Annotated in this window: 18 protein-coding genes; 8 read left to right on the forward strand and 10 right to left on the reverse strand. The window is 72.4% G+C overall.

From position 1 onward, the window contains the following. Window positions 1–12: 12 nt before the first annotated feature. The 5 genes from ABEA34_RS11530 to ABEA34_RS11550 all read right to left on the reverse strand — a co-directional run bounded on the left by ABEA34_RS11530 (window position 13) and on the right by ABEA34_RS11550 (window position 3602). Window positions 13–495, reverse strand: a complete 483-nt coding sequence (locus ABEA34_RS11530) for a glutathione peroxidase (protein WP_345521404.1) — start codon at window positions 493–495, stop codon at window positions 13–15. A gap of 210 nt (window positions 496–705) precedes the next feature. After that, window positions 706–1344 (reverse strand): hypothetical protein, encoded by a 639-nt coding sequence (locus tag ABEA34_RS11535; RefSeq protein WP_345521405.1) that lies wholly within the window; start codon window positions 1342–1344, stop codon window positions 706–708. Window positions 1345–1379: 35 nt separating this feature from the next. Next, window positions 1380–2870 carry a cardiolipin synthase gene (cls, locus tag ABEA34_RS11540; RefSeq protein WP_345521406.1) on the reverse strand — a complete coding sequence of 497 codons (1491 nt, stop codon included), beginning with the start codon at window positions 2868–2870 and terminating at the stop codon, window positions 1380–1382. A 13-nt stretch (window positions 2871–2883) separates the two neighbouring features. Further along, window positions 2884–3174, reverse strand: coding sequence for an SHOCT domain-containing protein (locus tag ABEA34_RS11545; RefSeq protein WP_345521407.1), 291 nt, complete (start codon window positions 3172–3174; stop codon window positions 2884–2886). A gap of 8 nt (window positions 3175–3182) precedes the next feature. Further along, the gene (locus ABEA34_RS11550) at window positions 3183–3602 is read right to left on the reverse strand and encodes a hypothetical protein (protein ID WP_345521408.1); all 420 of its coding nucleotides are present in this window, start codon (window positions 3600–3602) and stop codon (window positions 3183–3185) included. A gap of 156 nt (window positions 3603–3758) precedes the next feature. On the opposite strand from ABEA34_RS11550, the gene ABEA34_RS11555 reads away from it, so the two are divergent. Further along, window positions 3759–4862, forward strand: coding sequence for an AI-2E family transporter (locus ABEA34_RS11555; RefSeq protein ID WP_345521409.1), 1104 nt, complete (start codon window positions 3759–3761; stop codon window positions 4860–4862). Here ABEA34_RS11555 and ABEA34_RS11560 read toward each other — a convergent pair. Continuing rightward, entirely contained in the window at window positions 4818–5009 is a 192-nt protein-coding gene (locus ABEA34_RS11560; protein ID WP_345521410.1) for a hypothetical protein, read from the reverse strand. The genes ABEA34_RS11555 and ABEA34_RS11560 overlap by 45 nt on opposite strands. A 146-nt stretch (window positions 5010–5155) precedes the next feature. On the opposite strand from ABEA34_RS11560, the gene ABEA34_RS11565 reads away from it, so the two are divergent. The 5 genes from ABEA34_RS11565 (at window position 5156) to ABEA34_RS11585 (ending at window position 14398) form a co-directional block, all read left to right on the forward strand. Continuing rightward, window positions 5156–6889: a SulP family inorganic anion transporter gene (locus ABEA34_RS11565; protein WP_345521411.1), complete on the forward strand. Its 1734-nt coding sequence runs from the start codon at window positions 5156–5158 to the stop codon at window positions 6887–6889. A 160-nt stretch (window positions 6890–7049) separates the two neighbouring features. Then, the gene (locus ABEA34_RS11570; RefSeq protein WP_345521412.1) at window positions 7050–9683 is read left to right on the forward strand and encodes a LuxR C-terminal-related transcriptional regulator; all 2634 of its coding nucleotides are present in this window, start codon (window positions 7050–7052) and stop codon (window positions 9681–9683) included. 136 nt (window positions 9684–9819) lie between these two features. Further along, entirely contained in the window at window positions 9820–12411 is a 2592-nt protein-coding gene (locus ABEA34_RS11575) for a helix-turn-helix transcriptional regulator (protein ID WP_345521413.1), read from the forward strand. 54 nt (window positions 12412–12465) lie between these two features. Beyond that, window positions 12466–13062 (forward strand): HdeD family acid-resistance protein, encoded by a 597-nt coding sequence (locus tag ABEA34_RS11580; RefSeq protein WP_345521414.1) that lies wholly within the window; start codon window positions 12466–12468, stop codon window positions 13060–13062. A 10-nt stretch (window positions 13063–13072) separates the two neighbouring features. Further along, entirely contained in the window at window positions 13073–14398 is a 1326-nt protein-coding gene (locus tag ABEA34_RS11585; RefSeq protein ID WP_345521415.1) for a hypothetical protein, read from the forward strand. Here ABEA34_RS11585 and ABEA34_RS11590 read toward each other — a convergent pair. Beyond that, window positions 14307–15230 carry a YhjD/YihY/BrkB family envelope integrity protein gene (locus ABEA34_RS11590; protein WP_345521416.1) on the reverse strand — a complete coding sequence of 308 codons (924 nt, stop codon included), beginning with the start codon at window positions 15228–15230 and terminating at the stop codon, window positions 14307–14309. The genes ABEA34_RS11585 and ABEA34_RS11590 overlap by 92 nt on opposite strands. Before the next feature lie 125 nt (window positions 15231–15355). On the opposite strand from ABEA34_RS11590, the gene ABEA34_RS11595 reads away from it, so the two are divergent. Continuing rightward, on the forward strand, window positions 15356–15925 hold the full coding sequence (locus ABEA34_RS11595) for a potassium channel family protein (protein WP_345521417.1): 570 nt from the start codon (window positions 15356–15358) through the stop codon (window positions 15923–15925). Here the strand turns inward: ABEA34_RS11595 and ABEA34_RS11600 are convergent. The 3 genes from ABEA34_RS11600 to ABEA34_RS11610 are packed head-to-tail and all read right to left on the reverse strand — an operon-like array spanning window position 15892 to window position 19842. Then, entirely contained in the window at window positions 15892–16809 is a 918-nt protein-coding gene (locus ABEA34_RS11600) for a formylglycine-generating enzyme family protein (protein ID WP_345521418.1), read from the reverse strand. The two genes, ABEA34_RS11595 and ABEA34_RS11600, sit on opposite strands and share 34 nt — an antisense overlap. Before the next feature lie 18 nt (window positions 16810–16827). Next, on the reverse strand, window positions 16828–17511 hold the full coding sequence (locus tag ABEA34_RS11605) for a GAP family protein (RefSeq protein WP_345521419.1): 684 nt from the start codon (window positions 17509–17511) through the stop codon (window positions 16828–16830). Between the two features lie 6 nt (window positions 17512–17517). Next, the gene (locus ABEA34_RS11610; RefSeq protein WP_345521420.1) at window positions 17518–19842 is read right to left on the reverse strand and encodes an arylsulfatase; all 2325 of its coding nucleotides are present in this window, start codon (window positions 19840–19842) and stop codon (window positions 17518–17520) included. Window positions 19843–19953: 111 nt separating this feature from the next. Between ABEA34_RS11610 and ABEA34_RS11615 the strand changes: the two genes are divergently transcribed. Next, window positions 19954–21621 (forward strand): SulP family inorganic anion transporter, encoded by a 1668-nt coding sequence (locus ABEA34_RS11615; RefSeq protein WP_345521421.1) that lies wholly within the window; start codon window positions 19954–19956, stop codon window positions 21619–21621. The last annotated feature ends 31 nt before the right edge of the window (window positions 21622–21652 follow it).

Genomic DNA, 21652 nt, shown 5'->3' on the forward strand with positions numbered 1-21652 from the left:
GGGCTCGCGGGTTCAGGAGCCGAGCGTCTTCTCCAGGTCGCTCGCGAGCTTCTCGGGCTTCGTCGTCGGCGCGTAGCGGGCGATCACCCGGCCGTCCCGGCCGACCAGGAACTTGGTGAAGTTCCACTTCACCCGGTCGCCGAGCACGCCACCCTTCTCGGACCGGAGCCACCGGAAGAGCGGGTGGGCGTCGTCGCCGTTGACGTCGATCTTCGAGAACATCGGGAAGGTGACCCCGAAGTTGCGCTCGCAGAAGCCCTGGATCTCGGTCTCGTCGCCGGGCTCCTGGTGACCGAACTGGTCGCACGGGAAGCCGAGCACGGTGAACCCGCGCTCGGCGTACTCGTCCTGGAGCTGCTGGAGGCCCTGGTACTGCGGGGTCAGTCCGCACTGCGAGGCGGTGTTGACCACCAGCACCACCTCCCCGTCGTACGCCGAGAGGTCGACCTCGGTCCCGTCGATGCCCGTGGCCGTGAAGTCGTGGAGGGTCGTCATGCCTCTCAGCCTGACCCAAGGGGCGCTCCCGGGAGCGCGGCATCCGACTGGTGGGCCAGACCACGTTTCGCGACGGCCCGCGCAGGTAACCGTCCGAGCATGTCGATCCAATCGGAGGTCATGGTCGCCCTGATGACCTTCATCCTCCTGGCGCCCACCCTGATGGTCGCCGTCCTGGTCTCCGGACTCTCCCGGCGCGCGCCGGTCGTCTCAGACGAGCCGGGCTCGGACCTGGGCGGGCTGCTGGTGGCCGACGGCGTTGTGGTGCCCGTCGAGGTAGACGAGCACCGAGCGGTCGGACAGCTGCAGGACGACCTGTCCCGGTTCGAGGGACAGCACCTCGCCGCGGATCAGGAAGGTCTCGCCCTCGATCCGGTCCAGCGCGCTCCCCGGCGCACAGCGTTCCACGTCCTCCACCGCGATCGCGCGCAGCTGCGGCCGGCGGCGGCCGCCGAGACGCCATAGCAGCAGCGCCGCGAGCACGAGCACCACGTCGGCGACCAGCGTCATCACGAGCAGCGCGTTGCTGGCGACCTGCCCGTCCGCACGGTAGGCCGACGGGGTGTCGCGGACCACGCGTACGTCGAGCTCGCCGCTGTCGACCGCGCGGTCGTACGTCGTCGCGTCGACGTCGGCCTGCCAGGTGCGCTGGTCCGGGTCGATCGAGCGCGGGAACGTGAAGCTCACCAGGTGCTGCCCGCCCACGGTCCGGTGGTCGACGACCGTCGCGTACACGTCCACGCCGGAGCGATCGACCTTGCGGTCGGTCCAGCTGCTGTGCAGCAGCGGCAGGTTGACGAGGAACGCGGCCACCACGAGGACGAGGACGTACCGGGTACGACGCTTCACCGGGTCTCTCCCATGGGCGTCAGTATCGCCGACGGCTACTGGAGCGTGGCGGTCAGGCGCATCAGGTTGTCGAGGTAGGTGTCCTTGCGGCTCCTCCGGACCCACGCGTCGAGGGTGAGCTCGGTCGACAGCGCCCGGTAGTGGTCCTGCACCTCCGCGAGGCGGGCGACGACCTCGGCGCCGGTCATCATCATCACGACCTCGTAGTTGAGGGCGAACGAGCGCATGTCCATGTTGCTGGACCCGATGACCGCGACGGTGTCGTCGACCGAGAAGTGCTTGGCGTGGAGCACGTACGGCTCCGGGTAGAGCCAGATCCGCACCCCCGCCCGGAGCAGCGCCTCGTAGTAGGAGCGCTGGGCGTGGGCGACCATGAACTGGTCGGCGGTCGCGCCCACGAAGAGCTCGACCTCGACGCCGCGCTGGGCCGCCGTGGTCACGGCGTACAGCAGGGAGTCGTCCGGCACGAAGTAGGGACTGGTCAGCGACAGCCGTCGCTCCGCCGAGTAGAGCATCGCGTTGAAGAGCCGCAGGTTGTTCTCGGTGGCGAAGCCGGGACCGCTCGGCACGACCTGCACGCCGACCCCCGTCAGCGCGCCCGGCCGCTCCGACGGCGCCGGTGGCACCTCGGCGACGAGGTGCTGGAGGCTCTGCCCGGTCTCGGTGAACCAGTCGGTGGCGAAGACGACGTTGAGCTCCTGCACCACCGGGCCCTCCACCCGGGCCATCAGCTCGACCCAGGCGCGGCCGAGCTTCTGGTTCTTCGGCTTGTCGTAGTGGGGCTCGATCAGGTTCTGCGAACCGCTGAACGCCACCCGGCCGTCGACGACCAGGATCTTGCGGTGGTTGCGCAGGTCGGGCCGGCGTACCTCTCCCTTGAGCGGCTTGATCGGCAGCATCGGCGCCCACTGGATCCCGGTCCCCTCGAGCTTGGCCAGCATGTCCTGGTAGACGGGGATCCCCCGAGAGCCGATGTGGTCGAAGAGGAACCGGACGTCGACGCCGCGCTCCACCGCGCGCACCAGCTCGTCGAAGAACGGTGCGGTCATCTCGTCCCACGCCGAGATGTAGAACTGCACGTGCACGTAGTCGTGGGCGGCGGCGACCTCGCGCGCCATCGCCTCGATGCCGCCCTGGTAGTCCTCGATCAGCTCGACGGTGTTGCCGAAGCTCAGCGGGAGCACCCCGAGCTGGCGGTTGAGCCGGGCGAAGCTCTGGACGAGCGGCGGCAGCTCGAGCCGGCGCTCGTGGTCCTCGATGTCCTCGAGGTGCGCGGCCGCCATGATCGCCGCGTTGACCTCGGCCTGCTGGGCGCGCCGCTTCCGACCGACGGACGTGCGCCCGAACAGGAGGAAGAGCAGGAACCCCAGGAACGGGATCGCGAGGATCAGGAGCAGCCACGCCATCGCGGTCTGCGGCCGACGGCCGCCGGGCAGCACGATGAGCGCGCACACCACGATCGCGATGTTGGCCACCACGAGGGCGGCACTGACCAGGGCAGGGACCGACGACAGGAAGTCCGACACGGGGGCCGCGCGCTCAGGTGAGCAGCCGCTGCTTGGCCGCCGCGAACTCCGCGTCGGTCAGGACGCCCTGCTGGTGCAGCTGCGCGAGCTCCTGGATCTTCGCGACGAGGTCGTCCCCGGCCGGAGCGGCAACCGGCTGCTGCGGCGGCGGGGCGTACTGCTGCTCCTCCTGGTACGCCGCCGCGTCGGCCTGCTGCTGCGCGCGGGCCTGCTGGCGACGGCTCACGGCGTTCGAGGTCGCGGTCGCCGTGCCGGCGATGACCGCCGTACGGGCCATCGTGCCGATCAGTCCGGGCCGTCCCATCCGACGCATCATGACCGGACCTCCTGCGCAGCGAACGCTGCCTCGACGTCCTCGGGGGTGATCCGGCCGAAGAGCGCGATCTCCGCGCCCAGCGCCTCGAGCTCGTTGACCGCCTCGCGGGCCCAGACCTCCTCGTAGACGAGGGCCAGGCCCTGCTGGTCGTCGCCGAGCGAGTCGGTGAGCACCTCGAGGTCGGCGTCGCTGAGCAGGTCGTTCTCGTCGATGTCGAGGCCGGCGAGCGCCGCCGGCAGCCCGTCCTCGAGATCCAGCAGCCCGAGCGCGCCGTCCTCGTCCCGCAGCGCGACCACGCAGTCGATCAGCCGGATGGTGCCGGCCTGCACGGGCCGGCGCACCACCGAGACCATGTCGGCGAGCCCCACGTCGTTGGGGAACGCCACGAACAGAACCTCCACCGGTCCTCGCCTCATCGACCTCTCCTCCAGCGCTCGCGCGTGCCTCGTGGCTTGCACCCTAGGGACGTCGCGTCGGCGCAGCGTCACCCGAGACGGGTGAGCCGTGGACCGGGGTCAGGTCACGACGATGGACCGACCGGGCGGTCTCCCCGATCGAGGACGGAGTACGACGTGTCCATCACCAGCACGCCGCCGCGAGCGGTGCTCCCCCGCGGCGTCCTCGTGCTGGTCGGGGGGGCCGCCACGGTCATCGTGATCGGCGGCATGAAGGCGTCGGCGGACATCTTCGCGCCGGCGTTCCTCGCACTGGTCCTGACCGTCCTCGCGCACCCGCTCCGCAAGTGGCTGGACCGGTGGATGCCCTCGTGGGCGGCGTCCCTGGTCTGCACGCTCGCCATCTACCTGCTGGTCGTGGGGCTGGCGCTGGCGGTCGTGGTGTCGGTCGCGCGGTTCGCCACCCTCCTGCCGGAGTACACCGACGAGTTCCAGCAGCGCGTCGATGACGCCACCTCGTGGCTGACCGACGCGGGGGTGTCGCAGGCGCAGATCGACAAGGTCGGGTCGTCCTTCGACCTCGGCCGGCTGGGCGGGTTCATCGGCGACCTGCTGGGCGCACTGATGGGCCTGGTCTCGAACCTCTTCTTCATCCTCACGCTGGTGCTGTTCATGACCATGGACGGCGGCACGTTCCCGCGCCAGCTCGAGCGGGCCCGCGCCGCTCGTCCGCTCGTCGTGGACGCGATCTCGGAGTTCGCCAGCGGCACCCGCCGCTACCTGGCCGTGTCGACCGTCTTCGGCCTGATCGTCGCCGTCCTCGACACCATCGCGCTCGAGATCATCGGCGTACCGGCTCCGGTGCTGTGGGGCCTGCTGGCCTTCATCACCAACTACATCCCCAACATCGGCTTCGTGATCGGCCTGATCCCGCCGGCTATCCTCGGGCTGCTCGAGGGTGGTCCCTCGATGATGATCTGGGTGATCGTCGTCTACTGCGTCCTCAACGTGGTCATCCAGACGGTGATCCAGCCGAAGGTCGTCGGCGACGCGGTCGGCCTCTCGACGACCCTGTCCTTCGTCTCGCTGATCTTCTGGGCCTGGGTGGTCGGACCGCTGGGTGCCCTGCTCGCGATCCCGCTGACGCTCTTCGCCAAGGCGCTGCTCGTCGACGTCGACCCGAGCCTGCGCTGGCTGCGGCCGCTCATCTCCAACAAGGACGACACCGCCGTCGGGTCAGTCGGGGATGGTCACGACCTCGACGACGCCGATCCCCAGTGAGCTCAAGAAGTTCAGCACTCCCTGGAGCTCTTCCTGGTCGGTCACCTCGCCGGTGAGCGTCGTGGTGGCCGGCTGGCGGCGCGCGACCAGCTGAGGAAACGCCCCGCTGAGCTCGTCGCTCAGCTCGGCGTCGACGCGGATCAGCATCCTGGTCACCGTCGCCCACACCCCCAACCCTGCGCACCGGGGCGGACCGCCGGCCCCGTGGTCCGAACGTAGGTCTCGGCACCCGTCACCCGCCTCACCGAAAACGGGCGAGGCGGGCCGATGGGGCGAGCGGTTGGGTGGTCCGGGTGACCACGGGGACCACGGGACCGTCGGCGTCCGGGTGGCGCGGCGTCGTCGCGCCGTCGTTCCGCGGGTTCCGTCCGGCCTGGCTGCGCGGGGACGTGGTCGCCGGCCTCACCGTCTGGGCGGTCCTGGTCCCGGAGTCCCTGGCGTACGCCGGGATCGCGGGCGTCCCCGCCGTCGTCGGCCTCTACGCCACCGTCCCCGCCCTCGTCCTCTACGCGCTGCTGGGCAGCTCGCGCCACCTCGTCGTCGCGCCGATGTCGGCGACCGCTGCGCTGTCGGCGGGCGCCGTCGGGGACTTCGGGGCCGACGCCGACGACTACATCGCCCTGACGGCGGCGCTCGCGATCGCCGTCGGCCTGGTCGCGATCCTGGCGGGCCTGTTCCGGCTGGGGTTCCTGGCGTCCTTCATCTCCGAGCCGGTGCTGAAGGGCTTCATCATCGGCCTGGCCCTGACGATCATCGTGGGGCAGGTCCCGGCGCTGCTCGGGGTCGACAAGGGCGACGGCAGCTTCTTCGAGAAGGCCTGGTCGGTGCTGGGCAACGTGCCCGACCTCGACGCCCTCACGACCGCCGTCGGTGTCGGCAGCCTGGCCGTGCTGCTCGCCCTCCGGCGCTGGCTCGCCGCAGTCCCGGGATCCCTCGTGGTCGCCCTCGGGGGCGTGCTGCTGGTCTGGGTCCTCGGGCTCGACGACCACGGCCTGGCGATCGTCGGCCACATCGACTCCGGGCTGCCGTCCTTCGGCCTGCCCGGCGTCGGACGGGACGACTTCCTCGACCTGCTCGCCGTCTCGGTCGGCGTCATGCTGGTCGGCTTCGCCGAGGGCCTCGGTGCGGCGAAGACGTACGCCGTGAAAGCGGGCTACGACGTCGACGCCGACCGGGAGCTCCTCGGCCTCGGTGCCGCCAACCTCGGGTCGGGACTGTCCGGCGGGATGGTGGTCAACGGCAGCCTGTCGAAGACGGCCGTCAACGGCGGAGCCGGTGCCCGCTCCCAGGTCTCCGGCCTCACCGCCGCCGCCCTCACGGTCGTGACGCTGCTCTTCCTCACCGGCCTCTTCGAGGAGCTGCCCGAGGCGTCGCTCGCCGCCATCGTCATCGCCGCGGTGATCGAGCTCGTCGACCTCGCCGCCCTGCGCCGGCTGTGGACCGCGGGCGCCGGACCGCTCGTCGCCGTGGCGCCCTACACGCGCCGCGCCGACTTCCTGGCGGCGGTGGGCGCCTTGGTCGGCGTGCTGGTCTTCGACACGCTGCCCGGCCTGGTCATCGGCATCGGCATCTCCCTCCTGCTGCTGATCGCCCGCACCTCGCGACCCAACATCGCCGAGCTGCTGCCACTCGCCGCGGGCTCCGGGGTCTGGGTCGACCGCAAGCGGCACCCCGACCTCGCGCCGCTCGCCGGCACCCTCGTCGTACGCGTCGAAGGGCCGCTGATGTTCACCGACGCCGACTTCGTCCGCGACCGCGTGCGCGCGCTGGTCGCCGCACGCGCCGCCGCGGGTACGCCGGTCAGCCGGGTCGTCCTCGACGGCGAGAGCGTCCCGGGCGTGGATGTGACGGCGGCCGCCATGCTCACGCAGCTCCACCACGAGCTCGAGGAGTCCGGCATCCGCTTCGGGGTGGCCCGGGGCATCGGCCAGGTGCGCGACGTGCTGACCGCCTCGGGAGGGCGTGACGAGCCGACGATCTTCCCGACCATCGACCTCGCGGTCGCCGGGCTGACCGGTCCGAGCTGAGCAACTTCCTGCCGGTGATCACCCGAAGGGGTGAGACTTGCACAGGCGGACGTTGCCACGGACCGGCCGGTAACCGGTTGAATGGGCTCTTGACGGGCGTCAAGTCTCGGGGAGGACGGCGACGGACCGAGGTACCGGCGCCGACGAGGAGGACGAACAGATGGCTTCCGGGAGGGTGCACGCGGCCGGCACGCACGCCCGGACGCCGCCCACGGCCTCGACGCCCCGGCCGCCGGAGGTGTTCGTGCCCCGCCCCCGGCTCGACGAGTTCCTCGACGACGTACCGACGACGCCGGTCACCCTGATGGTCGCGCCCGCCGGCTCCGGGAAGACCGCGGCCGCGGCCGCGTGGTCCGAGCGGGTGAGCCGGTCCCTGCCGCCGGTCTCGGTGGCCTGGACCAGTGGCGACCAGGATGCCGCGGTCGCGACGCTGGTCGAGGCGATGCGGTGTCCCGAGCAGCCAGACGGCCCCACGGTGGTGGTCGTCGACGACGTCCAGCTGCTGTCCGACGCGTCCCGCGAGTCGCTGACCGCGATCCTCACCGCCGATCCCGGGTCGGTGCGCCTGCTGCTCATCGGCCGCCACGACCCCGACCTGGTCCCGATCTCGGCCGCGCTCACCGGCGCCGTGCGGGCGCTGCGGGTCGACGACCTCCGCTTCGCGCCGGACGACGCCGCTGACCTGGTGCGCGCCCACCACCCGACCGCCGGACCCGATGACGTCGCCGCCGTGCTCGAGCAGGCCGACGGCTGGGCCGCCGCGCTCGTCCTCGGCTCCCGGGCGCTCGCCGGCTCGGTCGACATCGCCGACGCCCGCGCGTCCCTGGTCGCGACCCGGCAGCCGGTGCTCGACTACCTGCTCCACGAGGTGTTCGAGACGCTCCCGCCCGACCTCGCCCAGGTCCTCCTGGCGACCTGTCAGCAGCCCCAGGTCAGCGCGGGCGAGGCCGCCCTGCTGTCCGGCCTGCCGGACGCGGCGGCGCTCCTGGACCAGGCCGCGGCCGCCGGGCTCCTGGTCACGGGCTACCGCGACCACTCCGTCCCCGGGTCGGCCGGCTGGCGCTACCACCCCCTCCTCCTCGACCTGCTGCAGCGGCGGACCGCGCCGACCGGACCCGACTGGGCGGTCGTCGTGGCGGCACACCACCGCGCCACGGCGGCGTACGTCGACCGGCGGGACGCCGAGGAGGCGGTCCGCCACGCGGGGCTGACCGGCGACCTGGACCTGCAGCTCGGGGTGCTCCGCGAGTTCTCCGCGGAGCTCATCAGCCGACGGCAGACCGAGGTGCTCGGCAACGTCCTCGCCGGGATCCCCCTCGACATCCGGTCCCGGCACCCCGACCTGCTGGTCGTGCAGGCGATGCTGCTCCGTGCGCAGGGCCGGATCGACGCCGCCAAGGCGGCCACCGACCGGCTGCTCGCCATCGACGCCCGCAGCCTGCGCGACCCGGTGCCCCGCAACACCGAGGCGCAGCTCGCGATCCTCGAGGTCTGGCAGGCGCGTTACGGCTGGCGTGCCGCCGCGCCCGCCCTGGACCGCGCCGCACTGGTCCTCGGCTGCCGCCACGATGCCGAGGTCAGCGCCCACGACCTGACGGGCCTGTCGCCGGTGACGGCCGCGTGGCTGACGCTCGAGATGGCCTACTTCCAGACCTGGCTCGGCGAGCTCGAGCTCGCGGCCATCCACGTCCAGGACGTGACGATGTACGCCCAGCAGATCGACCTCCCGGTGCTCACCCGGTCGACACTCGCCGGCCGTGCGGTCCTCGAGATGGTCGCCGGCGCCTACCAGAGCGCGCTCGCGACCGCCGACGCGGCGCTGCTCGTCGACGTCGAGGCGCTGCCCGACGCCGCCGCAGCGCGCATCCACCTGTCGCGGGGCTGGGCGCTGCTCCAACAGCTCCGGCTCCCCGAGGCGGAGGAGGCGCTCGACCGATTCCACGAGACCCCCAGCGGGGTGATGGACCCGCTGCTGCTCGCGTTCGGGCGGCTGCTCCGCGCCTGCGTGCTGACGGCCGTCGGCGAGGCGGCCGAGGCGCGACGGGTCCTGGACACGCGCGGCGACGTACCGGAGCGGCTGCCGCGCTACCTCGCCCGCCTCGACCGGCTGGTGCGGGTGCTGGTCGCGGTGGCGATGGGTGACCTCACCACCGTGGACGCCCTGGGGCACTCGATGCACGCCATCGGCGCGCCGGTCGAGGCCCGCCTCGCCGAGGCGCTGAGCGTCGGGCTCAGCGGCGACGAGCCGCGCGCCGTCCGGATGCTGACCGAGGTCATGCCGACGACGCCGGACGCTGCCGGGCTCAGCTCCGCGGTCGCCCGGGCCGCCCTGCTCCACCGGATCGGTACGCCGGGGGCGGTCCAGGCCGCGCGCGACCTGGTGCCCGACCTGCTCAGCCGGGCGGCACCGCAGGAGCTGGTGTGGATGCTCGCCCTGGGCGCGCTGGTCAGCCCGGGGTTCGTCGACCTCGTCGCCGGCCACGCGGAGGGTCCCGATCCGCATCCCTTCGCGGCTCCCGCCGCGGCCGCGCTCCGCCGGATGCGCCGGTCCTACCCGGACGTCGGCCGGCACCGCGACGCGGGGTTCGGCGACGACGCGCGGGCACCGTTGACCGCACGCGAGCTGGAGGTGCTCGAGCAGCTGTCGCTCGGGGGCGGCAACGCCGATCTCGCCCGCGCCCTCTTCGTCAGCGAGAACACGGTCAAGACCCACCTCGCCTCGATCTACCGCAAGCTCGAGGTCGACCGCCGCGTCGACGCGCTCCGGGTCGCGCGCGCCCACGGCCTGCTCTGACGCGATCTCACCCGACGCTCACCCCAGACGGGTGACGCCGAGCCGGGAGGTCGCGCCATACTGTCTCAGTCCAGGACAGGACGCCATCTCGGGCACTGTCGGCGGGTCGAGCCGAAGCAGTCGTATGTCGAAACCGATGCCGAAGCGGGAGCACCAGGACTCGATCGCGCGCATCGGCCACCTGCCCGCGCTGCCGCGTGCCTACGTCCCCCGCGAGCGGCTGTGGGACCGCCTCGACGACGCGACCGAGTCCGCCGTGACCCAGCTGGTGGGACCGGGGGGCTCCGGCAAGACGCTCGGGATCGCCGGCTGGCTGCGCCGCACCGGCCGCGCGGCCGACACGACCTGGGTCACCGCCGACGCCGGCTGGCACGCCGAGCGGCTGCTGACCCAGCTGGCCCGTCGCACCGGCGGCGCGCCGGCGCTGGTGGTCGTCGACGACGCCCACCGCCTGCCCCTCGCCACGATCCAGGCCCTCGACGGTCTCCTCGACACCCGCCCGGACTCGTTCCGGGTGCTCCTCGCGTCGCGCTGGGACCTGCCGTTCAGCCGCTTGGCACCCCAGCTCCTCGGCGACCTCACGTTGCTGCGCGGTGACCTGCTGCGGCTCGACGAGCAGGAGTCCGGCGCGCTGGTCGCGGCGCACGCACGGACCGACTCGGCCGAGGTCGCCCGGGCGGTCGCGGAGCGCACCCAGGGCTGGTGCGCCGCCGTCGTCCTCACGGCCCGCGCGGTCGGGGCGGCCCCCGACCCTCTCGAGGTCGCCGGCCGGTACGCCGAGATCGGCCCCTCGGTCGCCGACCGCGTCGCCACCGAGGTGTTCGCCACCCTGCGCCCCCGCGAGCGCCACCTGCTGCTGTGCGTCGCGAGCGAGCCGGTCGTCACGCCCACGCTCGCCGCGCACCTGTCCCACGACGCGGGCGCCGGTGCGGTGCTCGCCGACCTGGAGGCGACCGGCCTGCTCGTCACCCGGGTCGCCTCCCACGACCGCGACGCCGACACCACGTGCGGGGACCGCTACACCATCCACCCACTGCTCGCCGAGGTCGTGCGGCGGCGCATCTCCTCCGGAGGCGAGGACGTGGCGCGTGCGTCCGCGACCGTGCAGCGTGCGGTCCGGCTCGACGTCGGCCGCGGCGCCACCGAGGACGCCCTGCACCGCCTCGAGGCGGTCGGGGAGTACGCCGTGGCCGCGGCGCTGGTCGCCGACGAGGGACCGAGCCTGCTGCTGCGCGGCCACGGCGGCCCGGTGCGGGACTTCGCCCTGGCGCACCCGTCCGCGATCGAGGTCAACCCCGGGTCGTGGTTCGCGGTCGCGCTCGAGCGCTGGTTCGCCGGCGACGTGACCGCGGCGGCGCAGTGGCTCGACCGGGTCCTGCGCGAGCCGCAGCCGGACGCCGAGCGGACCGTGGTGGTCCACGCGTGCGCCCGGGTGATGCGCTCCCGGCTCGGCCTCGAGCCGATGGGTCCCGCCGTGGCGCACGGGCAGCGGGTCGTGAGCGACCCGGAGCTGACAGCGGCCGCTGCCTGCGTCGTGCCGATCCTGCTGTGCGAGCTGGCCGTCACCCAGAGCTGGACCGGCGACCTGGACGCGTCCGAGGAGAACCTGACCGCCGCGATCCGGCTCAGCCGCGCGCACGACCTGCCGCTGCTGACGGTCGTCGCCCTGTCCCACCTCGCCGTCACCGAGTACATGCGCGGACGGGAGAGCGCCGCCGAGGAGGTCGCCGGGCAGACGCTCGCCCTGATCGTCGAGCGCGACCTCCCGGCGCCGTACTCCCTGGCCCGCGCCTGGCTGGCCCGCCAGCTCGCCGACATGAGCGGGCTGCCGCTCAAGCTCGGGTCGGAGGCGCTCCGGGACGTCCCCGCGACCGCGCACGCCGCCGACCTGACGACCCGGTTCTGGATGCGCACCCGGCGCTCGCGGCTCCACCTGGCCCACGGCTCGGTGTCCGAGGCCGAGCTGGCGCTGGAGGTCCCGCTCGAGACCCCGCCACTCCCTGCCCACCTGGCCGTGGCCCTGCTCCTGGAGCGCGCGTTCCTCGCCAGCCTCTCCGGCGACAGCGCCCTGCTCGGCCAGCTCGGTGAGCAGCTGACGGAGCTGGGCGCGGTGGCGGAGGCGGCGCTGGTCGCCGGCCTGCGCGCCGACCTCACCGGGGACCGACGCGCCGCCGTGCGCCACCTCGGCGAGGCGAGCCGGAGCCCGGCGACCCCGCAGCCCGCCGTACGCGGTCTGGCCCTGGTGACGCAGGCGCAGCTGGTCGACTCACTGGGTGACGGCGAGCAGGCGCTGAGCCTCCTGCACGGCGCGGTGCTCGAGACCAAGGTGCGCAAGAACGCCGTGCCGTTCCTGGGGTGGAGCCGGCACGGCACTCCCGTGCCGGAGCTCCTGCAGCGCCTCGGCGACACCCACCCGGACCCGTGGCTGCTGGAGGTCGATGCCGACATCTCCAGCCTGTCCGGGATCGCGACGTACTTCGGCCCCACCACGGCCCGGCCGCGCGAGCGGGAGCAGCAGGCGCCGGGAGCGATCCGGCCGACGCTCAGCCCCCGCGAGCGTGACGTGCTCTACGAGCTGGCGCGCGGGTCGACGTACGCCGACATCGCCGCCAACCTCTTCGTCTCCGAGAACACCGTCAAGACGCACGTCTCCAGCCTCTACGCGAAGCTCGCGGTCAACCGCCGCAGCGCCGCCCTCGCCACCGCTCGCTCGATGCGACTGCTCTAGCCACCCGATTCGGGTGTAGGCAGGCCCCCGCCGGTCGCGGAAGGCTGGTGGACCATGAGCGACGCAACCGACACCGTGACGGGCCACCGGACTCGTCCCGCCTCACCCGGCCTGGCCGAGCTCGCCGAGCACTGGGGCGTGGTGCTCGCCTACGGCCTCGTCACCCTCGGCCTCGGCATCGCCCTGGCCGTCTGGCCCGACGCGAGCGTCACGGTCTTCACCGTGCTGCTCGCGATCCAGCTGGTCGTCGCCGGCATCTTCCGGATCAGCGCAGCGCTCTCGCACAGCCGCAGCGAGGGCGGCGTACGAGCCCTGCTCGGCCTCAGCGGCGGGCTGGCGCTGATCGTCGGGCTGCTCATCCTGCGCGACCCGCTGCAGAGCGTGCTGGTGCTAGGGATGATTCTCGGCGTCTTCTGGGTGCTCGCCGGTGTCATCGACATCATCGGCGCCTTCATCGCACCGCCTCCCTCCGGTCGCGGCTGGGAGCTCCTCGCCGGCGTTGTGTCCGTGCTGGCCGGTGGGTTCCTGCTCGAGTACACCGACCTGTCGCTCCGGCTGCTGGTCGTGTTCGTCGGGATCTGGCTGGTCGTCGCCGGCGTCCTCGCGCTGGTCGCGGCCCTCCGGCTCCGGTCACTGCGCCCGACCGCCTGAGGAGGCACGGATGAGCGAGCACGAGGACTCCGAGGTCGAGCAGCTGCGGGCCGAGGTCGAGCGCCTGCGCACCGAGGTGCAGCGGGCACCCCGCACCGGCTGGTGGCGCCCCGTCGTCGCCACGATCCTGATCATCCTGATGGCCGTGCTGGCGCCCCTCTCCGTGGTGGCCCGCTGGGCCCACGACACCGTCTCCGACACCGACCGGTACGTCGAGACCGTCGCTCCCCTCGCCAGCGACCCGGCCGTCCAGCAAGCGGTGATCGACCGGATCACCCAGGAGATCGTCACCCGGCTCCAGCTGGACCAGGTCACCGGAGACGCGGTGGACGCCCTCGCCGACCGTGGCCTGCCGCCGCTCGCGGCCGGCAGCCTGCGAGCACTCTCGGGCCCGCTGTCCGACGCCGTCGAGGGCTTCGTCGAGGAGCAGGTGACCACCCTCGTCGAGTCCGACCAGTTCGAGGACGCCTGGATCGAGGCCAACCGGCAGGCCCACACGCAGCTGGTCGCGGTGCTGACCGGCAAGGACACCGACACCGTGCAGGTCAGCGACAACGCGGTCAGCATCAACCTCGCGACCCTGATCGACACCGTGAAGCAGCGCCTGGTCGACCGGGGCTTCACGCTCGCCGAGCGGCTGCCCGCGGTGAACGCCCAGTTCACGATCTTCCAGTCCGAGGACATCACCAAGGCGCAGACGGCGTTCCGACTGCTCGACGCCGCCAACACCTGGCTGCCGATCCTGGCGCTGCTCTGCCTGCTCGGCGCCGTCGCGGTCGGCCGGTCCCGGCGGACGACGCTGATCGCCGCAGCGCTGGCCCTCGCGTTCTCGATGGTCGCACTCGGCGCGGGCCTCAACCTCTCCCGCGAGATCTACCTCGACGCCGTCCCGACCGACCAGCTGCCCTCGGCCGCCGCGGCCGCGATCTACGACACCCTCGTCCACTTCATCCGCCTCAACCTCCGGGCCGTGCTGGTGGTGGCGCTCGCCATCGCGTTCGTCGCCTGGGTCACCGGGTCCGAGGGCGCCCCCGCCGCGCTGCGCAGGGGCACGTCGCGCGCGGTCGGCGTCGCCCGGCGGGGCGGCGACCGGGTCGGGATCGACACCGGCGCCTTCGGGATCGCGCTGCACACCTACAAGACCCCGATCCGGATCGGGGTGCTGGGCCTGGCACTGCTGCTCTACGTGCTCCGCGACCACCCCACCGGTGGGTTCGCCGTGGAGCTGCTGGTCGGCGCCGCGGTCATCCTGCTCGTGGTCGAGGCGCTGTCCCGTCCGCCGGGCGCCGACGCAGACGACCCCACACCGGTCGCGTCAGGTCCACCGTCCTCGTAGCCAGCCGGACCACGGTCGGGTCCTCCGAGACGATCCGGCCGACCAGCGCCGAGCCGACCATGATCGCCGCGAACCCGATCAGCCACGTCGAGACCGCGAGGATCACGCCGAGGGTGCCGAACTGCTCCGCGTTCGCCCGGACGTACGGCGGCATCAGGAACGACGCTCCCCGGTTGTAGACGATGCCGAGCACCCCGGTCAGCACCGCGCCGAGCGCCAGTGCCCGCCACGGCACGCGGCCGAAGAGCAGGACCCAGCTGGTCGCCCACCAGAGCATCGAGAGCAGCGCGGCCTGCACCACGAAGCCGACGCTGTCGCCGAGGATCCCGCCGACGCCGTCGCCGATCCGGCGCAGCGCACCGATGATCTGGAGCGTCAGCATCCAGCCGAGCAGCCACAGCAGGCACCGTTGGGCGCCCGAGAGGCCGCCGACGTGGGGCTGGTCCCAGATCCGTTCGTACATCCGCTGGATCGCCCGGGCGAAGCTGGTGGCCGAGAACAGCGTGATCAGGAAGCCGAAGACCCCGGTCTGGGTGCGCACCTGCCCACTGGTGACCTCGCCCTCGAGCAGCCTCGTGCCGTCCTGGCCGACGCCGGACGCCTGGGAGAAGGACCGCACCAGGTCGGAGGTCGCGTGCGGGAAGAAGGCGGTGAGGACCACCAGCATCGGGATCAGGGCGAGCAGCCCCTGGGCCGCGATCAGCATGCACCGGTCGATGAACTCGATCTTGACGAAGTCGCGGATCAGTCGGCCCAGGATCGGGACCCGGTCGACCAGCGCCTGTGCCTGCTCCTTGCGCAGCTGATACGTCGCGGTGAGGCGCTCGCGCATTCCGGCGACGTCCAACGCCCGTGACCTCCCGTGCTCTGACCGACCGATCCGGCAGGATGAGGACCAGCGTGGGCACAGCGGCCACGCGGTCGATCACCCGTAGCGGGTGAAACCAGGAGGTGCCCGTGACGGGGTGGAAGCGCTGGTTGCGGCTGGCGGCCGTGCTGGCGATCGTGCTCGTCCTCTACTTCACGGTCCCGGTCTCGTTCGAGATCAGCTCCAACGACCTGGTCCAGCTGGTCATCAGCCTGACGGCCCTCGGCCTGCTCGCCGCCACGGTCCTCGTGGAGGTCCGCCACCAGCTCGTGGAGGACGACCGGCGCATCGACGGCCTCGTCATCGCGCTGATGGTCGCGGTGCTCGGCTTCGCCCTCGGCTTCTACGTCCTGGCGCAGCGCAACCCGGACCAGTTCGTCGACCTCGACACCCGCATCGATGCGCTCTACTTCACGATGGCCACACTGCTGACGATCGGGTACGGCGACGTGCACGCGACCGGCCAGGCGGCCCGGACCCTGGTGCTCATCCAGATGGTCTTCAACGTCGTCATCCTCGCGACCGCGGCATCCACGATCACCACGCGGATCCGGACCCAGGCCGAGAAGCGGGTCGAGGCCCGGCGTGCTGCCGAGGCCGACGGCTCGCTACCCCCGCGTCGCCGTCACGAGCGCCGGACGCACCGGAACCCGACGTGAGACGTGGTGTCGTTGACGCCGTGACCCTGGCGGGCGGCCGGACGGTAGCGCTGGCAGTAGTGCGGCGAGCACAGGTGTGACCCGCCCTTCGTGACGAACCGGTCGGTCTCGACGAGGCGGATGCTCCCGCCACAGCAGGGGCTCGCGGTCGCCGCGGCCGGCACCGCCTCCCCGGCGGCGTGGTGGGTGTCCGTCCAGCGGCTCGACGTCCACTCCCAGACGTTGCCGATCATGTCGTGCAGGCCGTGCCCGTTGGCGGGATAGCTGCCTACGGGCGCCGTCCGGTGGTGCCCGTCGGGGTCCTCGCTGCGCCACGGGAACGGGCCCTGCCAGGTGTCGGCCAGCACGGCGCCGCCGGGCGACAGCTCGTCGGCGTACACCGCGTCCCAGCCGTAGTCGCGGCCGACCAGGCCGCCCCGGGCGGCGTGCTCCCACTCCGCCTCGGTCGCGAGGTCCTTGCCGGCCCAGCGGGCGTAGGCCGTGGCGTCCTCCCAGCCGACGTGCACGACCGGGTGGTCGGGGATCGCCTCCCAGCTCGACCCGGGACCCTGCGGCGCGCGCCAGGACGCGTCCGGCTGCCAGCGCCACCACTGCGTCCAGTCACCGAGGTGCACCGGGCCGCGGGTCTGGGTGAACACCTGGGAGCCGGGCACGAGCAGTGCCGGGTCGGCGCCCGGGAAGTCGGCGGGGTCAGGAGCGACCTCGGCCACGGTGACGTGGCCGGTCTCGTCGACGAAGCGGGCGAACTCGGCGTTCGTCACCGGGCGCGGGTCGAACCACACGTCACCCACGGTGACGTCCCGCAGCGGCCGCTCCTCGGGGTAGAAGTGGTCGTTGCCGATCGTCGTCGTGCCGCCGGGCACGAGCACCATCGCGTCGCTCACGTCCACTTGTCTAGCAGGTCAGCCGAGCAGCCCGCCGAGCCCCTTCCCGATGTTGGAGAGCGCGAGGACCGCGAAGAGGACGACCATGATCGCCGTGTTGTGGACCTGCATGACGTCCTTCAGGCCGGTCAGCGGACCGGCCATCCGGTCCCCCGCGACGAGGAAGGCGACCACCGGGCCGGCGACGAGCAGGCTCGCGATCACCACGAAGACCACGACGGAGACGACCGTCTGCGTCGTGGACAGGTCGTTGGACGCGATGGCGACGCCGCCGGTGACGGCCAGCGCGAGGTTCTTCGGGTTGGCCGCCGAGAGCGCCGCGCCCAGGCCGAGCGCGACCAGCGGCGTCGTCCGGTCGAGGCTCGCCATCCACTTCGGGGGCTCCGCCGCCACCCCGGGCCGGGGCCGGCTGTGCCAGGTCCGCAACGCCAGCAGCGCGAACAGGAGACCGAGGACCAGCTTGACCCAGGAGGTGAGGTCGGACGACCCGCCGGTGTCCACCCCGTCGGGCCCGGCGACCAGGAGCACGACGACCAGGACCGCCGTGATCCCCAGGACCCACCCGACGGCAAATGCCGGAGCCGTCACCCGGGCGCGCTGCGAGAGCAGCATCAGCACGGTCGCGATGATCGGCAGGGGGCTGATCGCGACGCCGAGCGCGGCGGGGAGGAGGTCGCCCAGGGCGGCCGCGAGACCGTTCACGGGAGGTCAGTCCCGGGACATGGCCGCGTGGAAGTCGCGCTCCCGGTCGACGTACAGGTCGTCACCGATGTTGATCTCGACCACCTTGATCCGCCCGCCCGTGAAGGCGTACGGCGCGGCGTACTCCTGCGTCACGGGGTCGGACGAGTCGCGGCCAACCGTGAGCCCCTCACCGCAGAGCGCGAAGTGGCCCGGCTGCGTCTTCCACTCGCTCTTGGCGACGGCAAGGTCGTCGACGTAGAGCGTCGCGGTGCCGAGCGCCTCGCCGTGCCCGCCGTGGCTCTCCTTGGAGAACTCCACGCCGAGGACGTGCGCACCGGTCGGCAGCACGTCCGGTGAGACCAGCTGCTGCTCGGGCGGGATGCCCAGGAAGTTGTTGACGTACCAGAGCCTGCGGTCCTTGACGAAGAGCGTGTGCCCGCCGAAGCGGGCCCCGTTGGCGATCAGCACCCCCTCGGCGTCTTCGGTCAGCTCGACGTCGGCCAGGATCTTGAACGACCGACCCCGGATCTCGGCCGCGTTGAACTCGGGCAGCGGTGAGGTGTCGGCGTAGTAGCGGTAGATGCCGCCCTCCGGGATGTCCGCGACCGGCATCTCCTTGACCAGGTCCTCCAGCGACCGGTTGTCGAGCGGCAGCACGTCGTACTTGCCGGCCTCGACGTACCAGAGGTTGACCAGCTCCTTGACCTTGTCCGGGTGCTCGGCGGCGAGGTCGTGGGCCTCGGCCCGGTCCTCCTCGGAGTGGTAGAGCTCCCACGTCTCATTGACGAAGTCCGCGGCCGTCGCACCCTGTTGCGGTGCGCGCTGGGCGACGACGTGCCAGCCCTCGTGCCACAGCGCGCGGGTGCCGAACATCTCGTAGTACTGGATCTTCTTCTCGGTCGGGCCGTCGGCGTCGAAGGAGTACCTCATCGAGACGCCCGGGAGCTCGGTCTGCGCGTAGCCCAGCACCTGGTCGGGCATCTCCAGCCCGATGCACTCGAGGATGGTCGGCACCACGTCGACGGCGTGGTGGTACTGCGTGCGCACCTCGCCGCGGGCCTGGATGCCCTTCGGCCAGGAGATCACCAGCGGGTCGGCGACGCCGCCCTGGTAGGTGTAGCGCTTGAACATCTTTAACGGCGTGGAGAACGCCGTCGCCCAGCCCGTCGGGTAGTGGTTGTACGTCGTGGGTGAGCCGATCTCGTCCAGCTGGGCGAGGTTCTCGGCCATCTCGTCGGGCCAGGCGTTGAAGAACTTGTTCTCGTTGACCGACCCGTTGGGCGTGCCCTCGCCGGAGGCGCCGTTGTCCGCGCAGTAGAGGACGATCGTGTTGTCGAGCTGGCCGGTCTCCTCGAGGTAGTCGATGATCCGGCCGACCTGCGCGTCGGTGTACTCCGAGAAGCCGGCGTAGGTCTCGGCCATCCGAGCGAAGAGCCGCTTCTCGTCCTCGCTGAGGCTCTCCCACGGGCGGACGTGGTCGAGCGGCATGGCCGCGTCGCCGGGCAGCGGGTTGATGTCGGTCAGCGCCGTGCCCTCCGGCAGGATGCCGCGCTCGACCATCCGGGGCAGCACCCACTCGCGGTAGGCCTCGTAGCCGTCGTCGAACTGCCCGGCGTACTTGGCGATGTACTCCTCCGGCGCGTGGTGCGGCGCGTGGTTGGCGCCGGGGCAGAACCACAGGTACCACGGCTTCTTCGGCGCGGAGCTCCTGCTGTCCGCGATGAACGAGATCGCCTTGTCGGCGAGGTCCTTGGAGAGGTGGTAGCCCTCCTCCGGCGTCGACGGCTGGTCGACGTAGTGGTTGTCCTCGGCGAGCGTGGGATACCAGTTGTTGGTCTCGCCGCCGATGAAGCCGTAGAAGCGGTCGAAGCCGCGGGCCAGCGGCCAGTTGCGCTTGCTCGCGCCGACCGCCCACTCGTCGAGCGGGATGTTGTGGTTCTTGCCGACCCAGAAGGTGTTGTAGCCGTTCTCGCGCAGCACCTCGCCGATGGTCGCGTTCTCCATCGGGATGTGGCCGGTGTGGCCTGGGAAGCCTTGCGCGCCCTCGGCGATCTGGGCGAAGCCGTTCTGGTGGTGGTTGCGGCCGGTGAGCAGGCACGACCGGGTCGGCGAGCAGAGCGCCGTCGTGTGCCACTGCGTGTAGGTCAGCCCGTTGTCGGCCAGCCGCTGCATGGTCGGCATGTTGATCCGGCCGCCGTACGGCGACCAGGCGGCGAGCCCGGTGTCGTCGTAGAGCACGAGCAGGACGTTGGGTGCGCCCTCCGGCGCCGGCGGCTCGCGGAACGGCGTCCAGTCGGCGACGGAGTCGCGCACGTCGAGGTTGACAACACCCTTGAACTGCTTGGCCACGGTGACCCTCCCGGACAGTCGGCTCGGACCTCCACGCTTCCCGCTGGCTCTCGTGGCTGGATCACCCTCATCGGGTGAGGTTGGCCGGTGACCGGCGCGGTTGGGTGAGGCGTGCCCGCCGGACTGCTGCCGACCCTGTCCGGCTACCGGCGCGGGTGGATCCGGTACGACGTGGTGGCGGGTCTCGCGGCCGGGACCGTCGTCATCCCGCAGGCGATGGCGTACGCGACGATCGCCGGGCTGCCGGTCGAGGTCGGGCTCTACACCTGCATGCTGCCGATGGTCGCCTACGCGCTCCTCGGCGGCTCCCGGTCCCTGAGCATCTCGACGACGTCGACGATCGCCATCCTGACGGCGTCCACCCTGGCGACCCTGCCTGCGGACCGGTCCGGTGACGACCTGCTGCGGAGCGCCTTCACCCTGACCGTGCTGGTCGGTCTCGCGCTGCTGGTGATGCGGCTCTTCCGGCTCGGCTCGCTGGTCGAGCAGATCAGCCCCGCGACGATGACCGGCGTCAAGGCCGGTGTCGGCCTCACGGTCGCCGCGACCCAGCTCCCGACCCTGCTGGGCGTCGCCGGCGACGCCGAGGACGAGGGCTTCTTCGGCAAGCTCGGCGACACGATCTCCAAGCTCGGCGACCTCAACACGGCGACGGTCGCGGTGTCGGCGGGCGCGATCGCGGTGCTCTACGCGCTGCGCCGCCTCGCCCCCCAGGTCCCGGGCCCGCTGGTCGTCGCGGTGGGCGGGATCCTGCTCGTCGCCGCGACCGACATCGAGTCGCACGGGCTGGCGCTGATCCCCGACGTCCCGTCCGGACTGCCGACGCCCACGATGCCGCTGTGGGGCGACATCGGCGCGCTGCTGCCGGGCGCGCTCGCCATCGCGGTGATGGCGTTCATGGAGACCGTCCTGGTCGCCCGGGCGCAGCGCCAGCGGTCGGAGCCGGCCATCGACAGCGACCAGGAGCTGCTCGCCAACGGCGTGGCCGCGCTCGCCGGCGGCTTCAGCCAGTGCCTGCCGCCGGCCGGCGGCTTCTCGCAGAGCGCGGTCAACCAGCGGGCCGGCGCCCGCTCGCAGCTCGCCGGGATCGTGACGGCCGTCCTCGCCGTGCTGGTCGCACTCTTCCTCGGCCCGGTGCTCGACGACCTGCCCGAGGCGATCCTCGCCGCGATGGTGATGGTGGCCGTGCTCGGTCTGGTGTCACCCGCCGAGTTCGCGCGTCTCCGTCGCATCGACCGCGCGGAGTTCTGGGTGGCGCTCGCCGTCGCGGTGGTCGGCCTGACCGCCGGGCTGCTGCTGGCCGTCGGTCTCGGCGTCGCGCTCACGCTGGTGCTCGTGCTCCGCGCCTTCAGCTCCAACCGGGCCCGTCCGCTCTACCCGCGTGCCGGCGGCGGGTGGACGCTGGTGGCTCCCGCGCCCGGGGACGTCCTCCCGGCGTACGACGACGTGCTGCTGCTCCACCTCGAGTCCGGCCTCTACACCGGCAACGCCCGCCCGACGCAGGACGCGATCCTCGCGGCCGCCCTCGCCGCCCGGCCCCGCGCGGTGGTCCTCGAGGGGGCCCAGGTCACCCGGGTCACGGTCCCGCTGCTCGAGGTGGTCCAGGGGCTCGCCGCCGACCTCCAGGAGGAGGGCATCGGCCTGCTGCTCGCCGGCTTCCCCGAGTCGACGGTCGAGGCCGCACGTCACTCGCACTGGTTCGCCCGCTTCGACGAGGGCGGCCGGGTCTTCCGCACCGTCGACGAGGCGGTCGAGAAGGTCCGGACGACCGGGCCCTGACGTCAGGCGAAGGCCTGCGCGATCGGGCGCT

Origin of the sequence: Nocardioides conyzicola, assembly GCF_039543825.1 — a bacterium.
Lineage (GTDB): Bacteria > Actinomycetota > Actinomycetes > Propionibacteriales > Nocardioidaceae > Nocardioides > Nocardioides conyzicola.

What these genes read in the sequence shown, in the direction of transcription:
- ABEA34_RS11570 (WP_345521412.1), top strand. Translation starts at nt 7,050, where the DNA reads ATGGCTTCCGGGAGGGTGCACGCGGCCGGCACGCACGCCCGGACGCCG.
- ABEA34_RS11585 (WP_345521415.1), top strand. Translation starts at nt 13,073, where the DNA reads ATGAGCGAGCACGAGGACTCCGAGGTCGAGCAGCTGCGGGCCGAGGTC.
- ABEA34_RS11550 (WP_345521408.1), bottom strand. Translation starts at nt 3,602, where the DNA reads ATGAGGCGAGGACCGGTGGAGGTTCTGTTCGTGGCGTTCCCCAACGAC.
- ABEA34_RS11560 (WP_345521410.1), bottom strand. Translation starts at nt 5,009, where the DNA reads ATGCTGATCCGCGTCGACGCCGAGCTGAGCGACGAGCTCAGCGGGGCG.
- ABEA34_RS11590 (WP_345521416.1), bottom strand. Translation starts at nt 15,230, where the DNA reads ATGCGCGAGCGCCTCACCGCGACGTATCAGCTGCGCAAGGAGCAGGCA.
- ABEA34_RS11575 (WP_345521413.1), top strand. Translation starts at nt 9,820, where the DNA reads ATGCCGAAGCGGGAGCACCAGGACTCGATCGCGCGCATCGGCCACCTG.
- ABEA34_RS11530 (WP_345521404.1), bottom strand. Translation starts at nt 495, where the DNA reads ATGACGACCCTCCACGACTTCACGGCCACGGGCATCGACGGGACCGAG.
- ABEA34_RS11580 (WP_345521414.1), top strand. Translation starts at nt 12,466, where the DNA reads ATGAGCGACGCAACCGACACCGTGACGGGCCACCGGACTCGTCCCGCC.
- ABEA34_RS11545 (WP_345521407.1), bottom strand. Translation starts at nt 3,174, where the DNA reads ATGGGACGGCCCGGACTGATCGGCACGATGGCCCGTACGGCGGTCATC.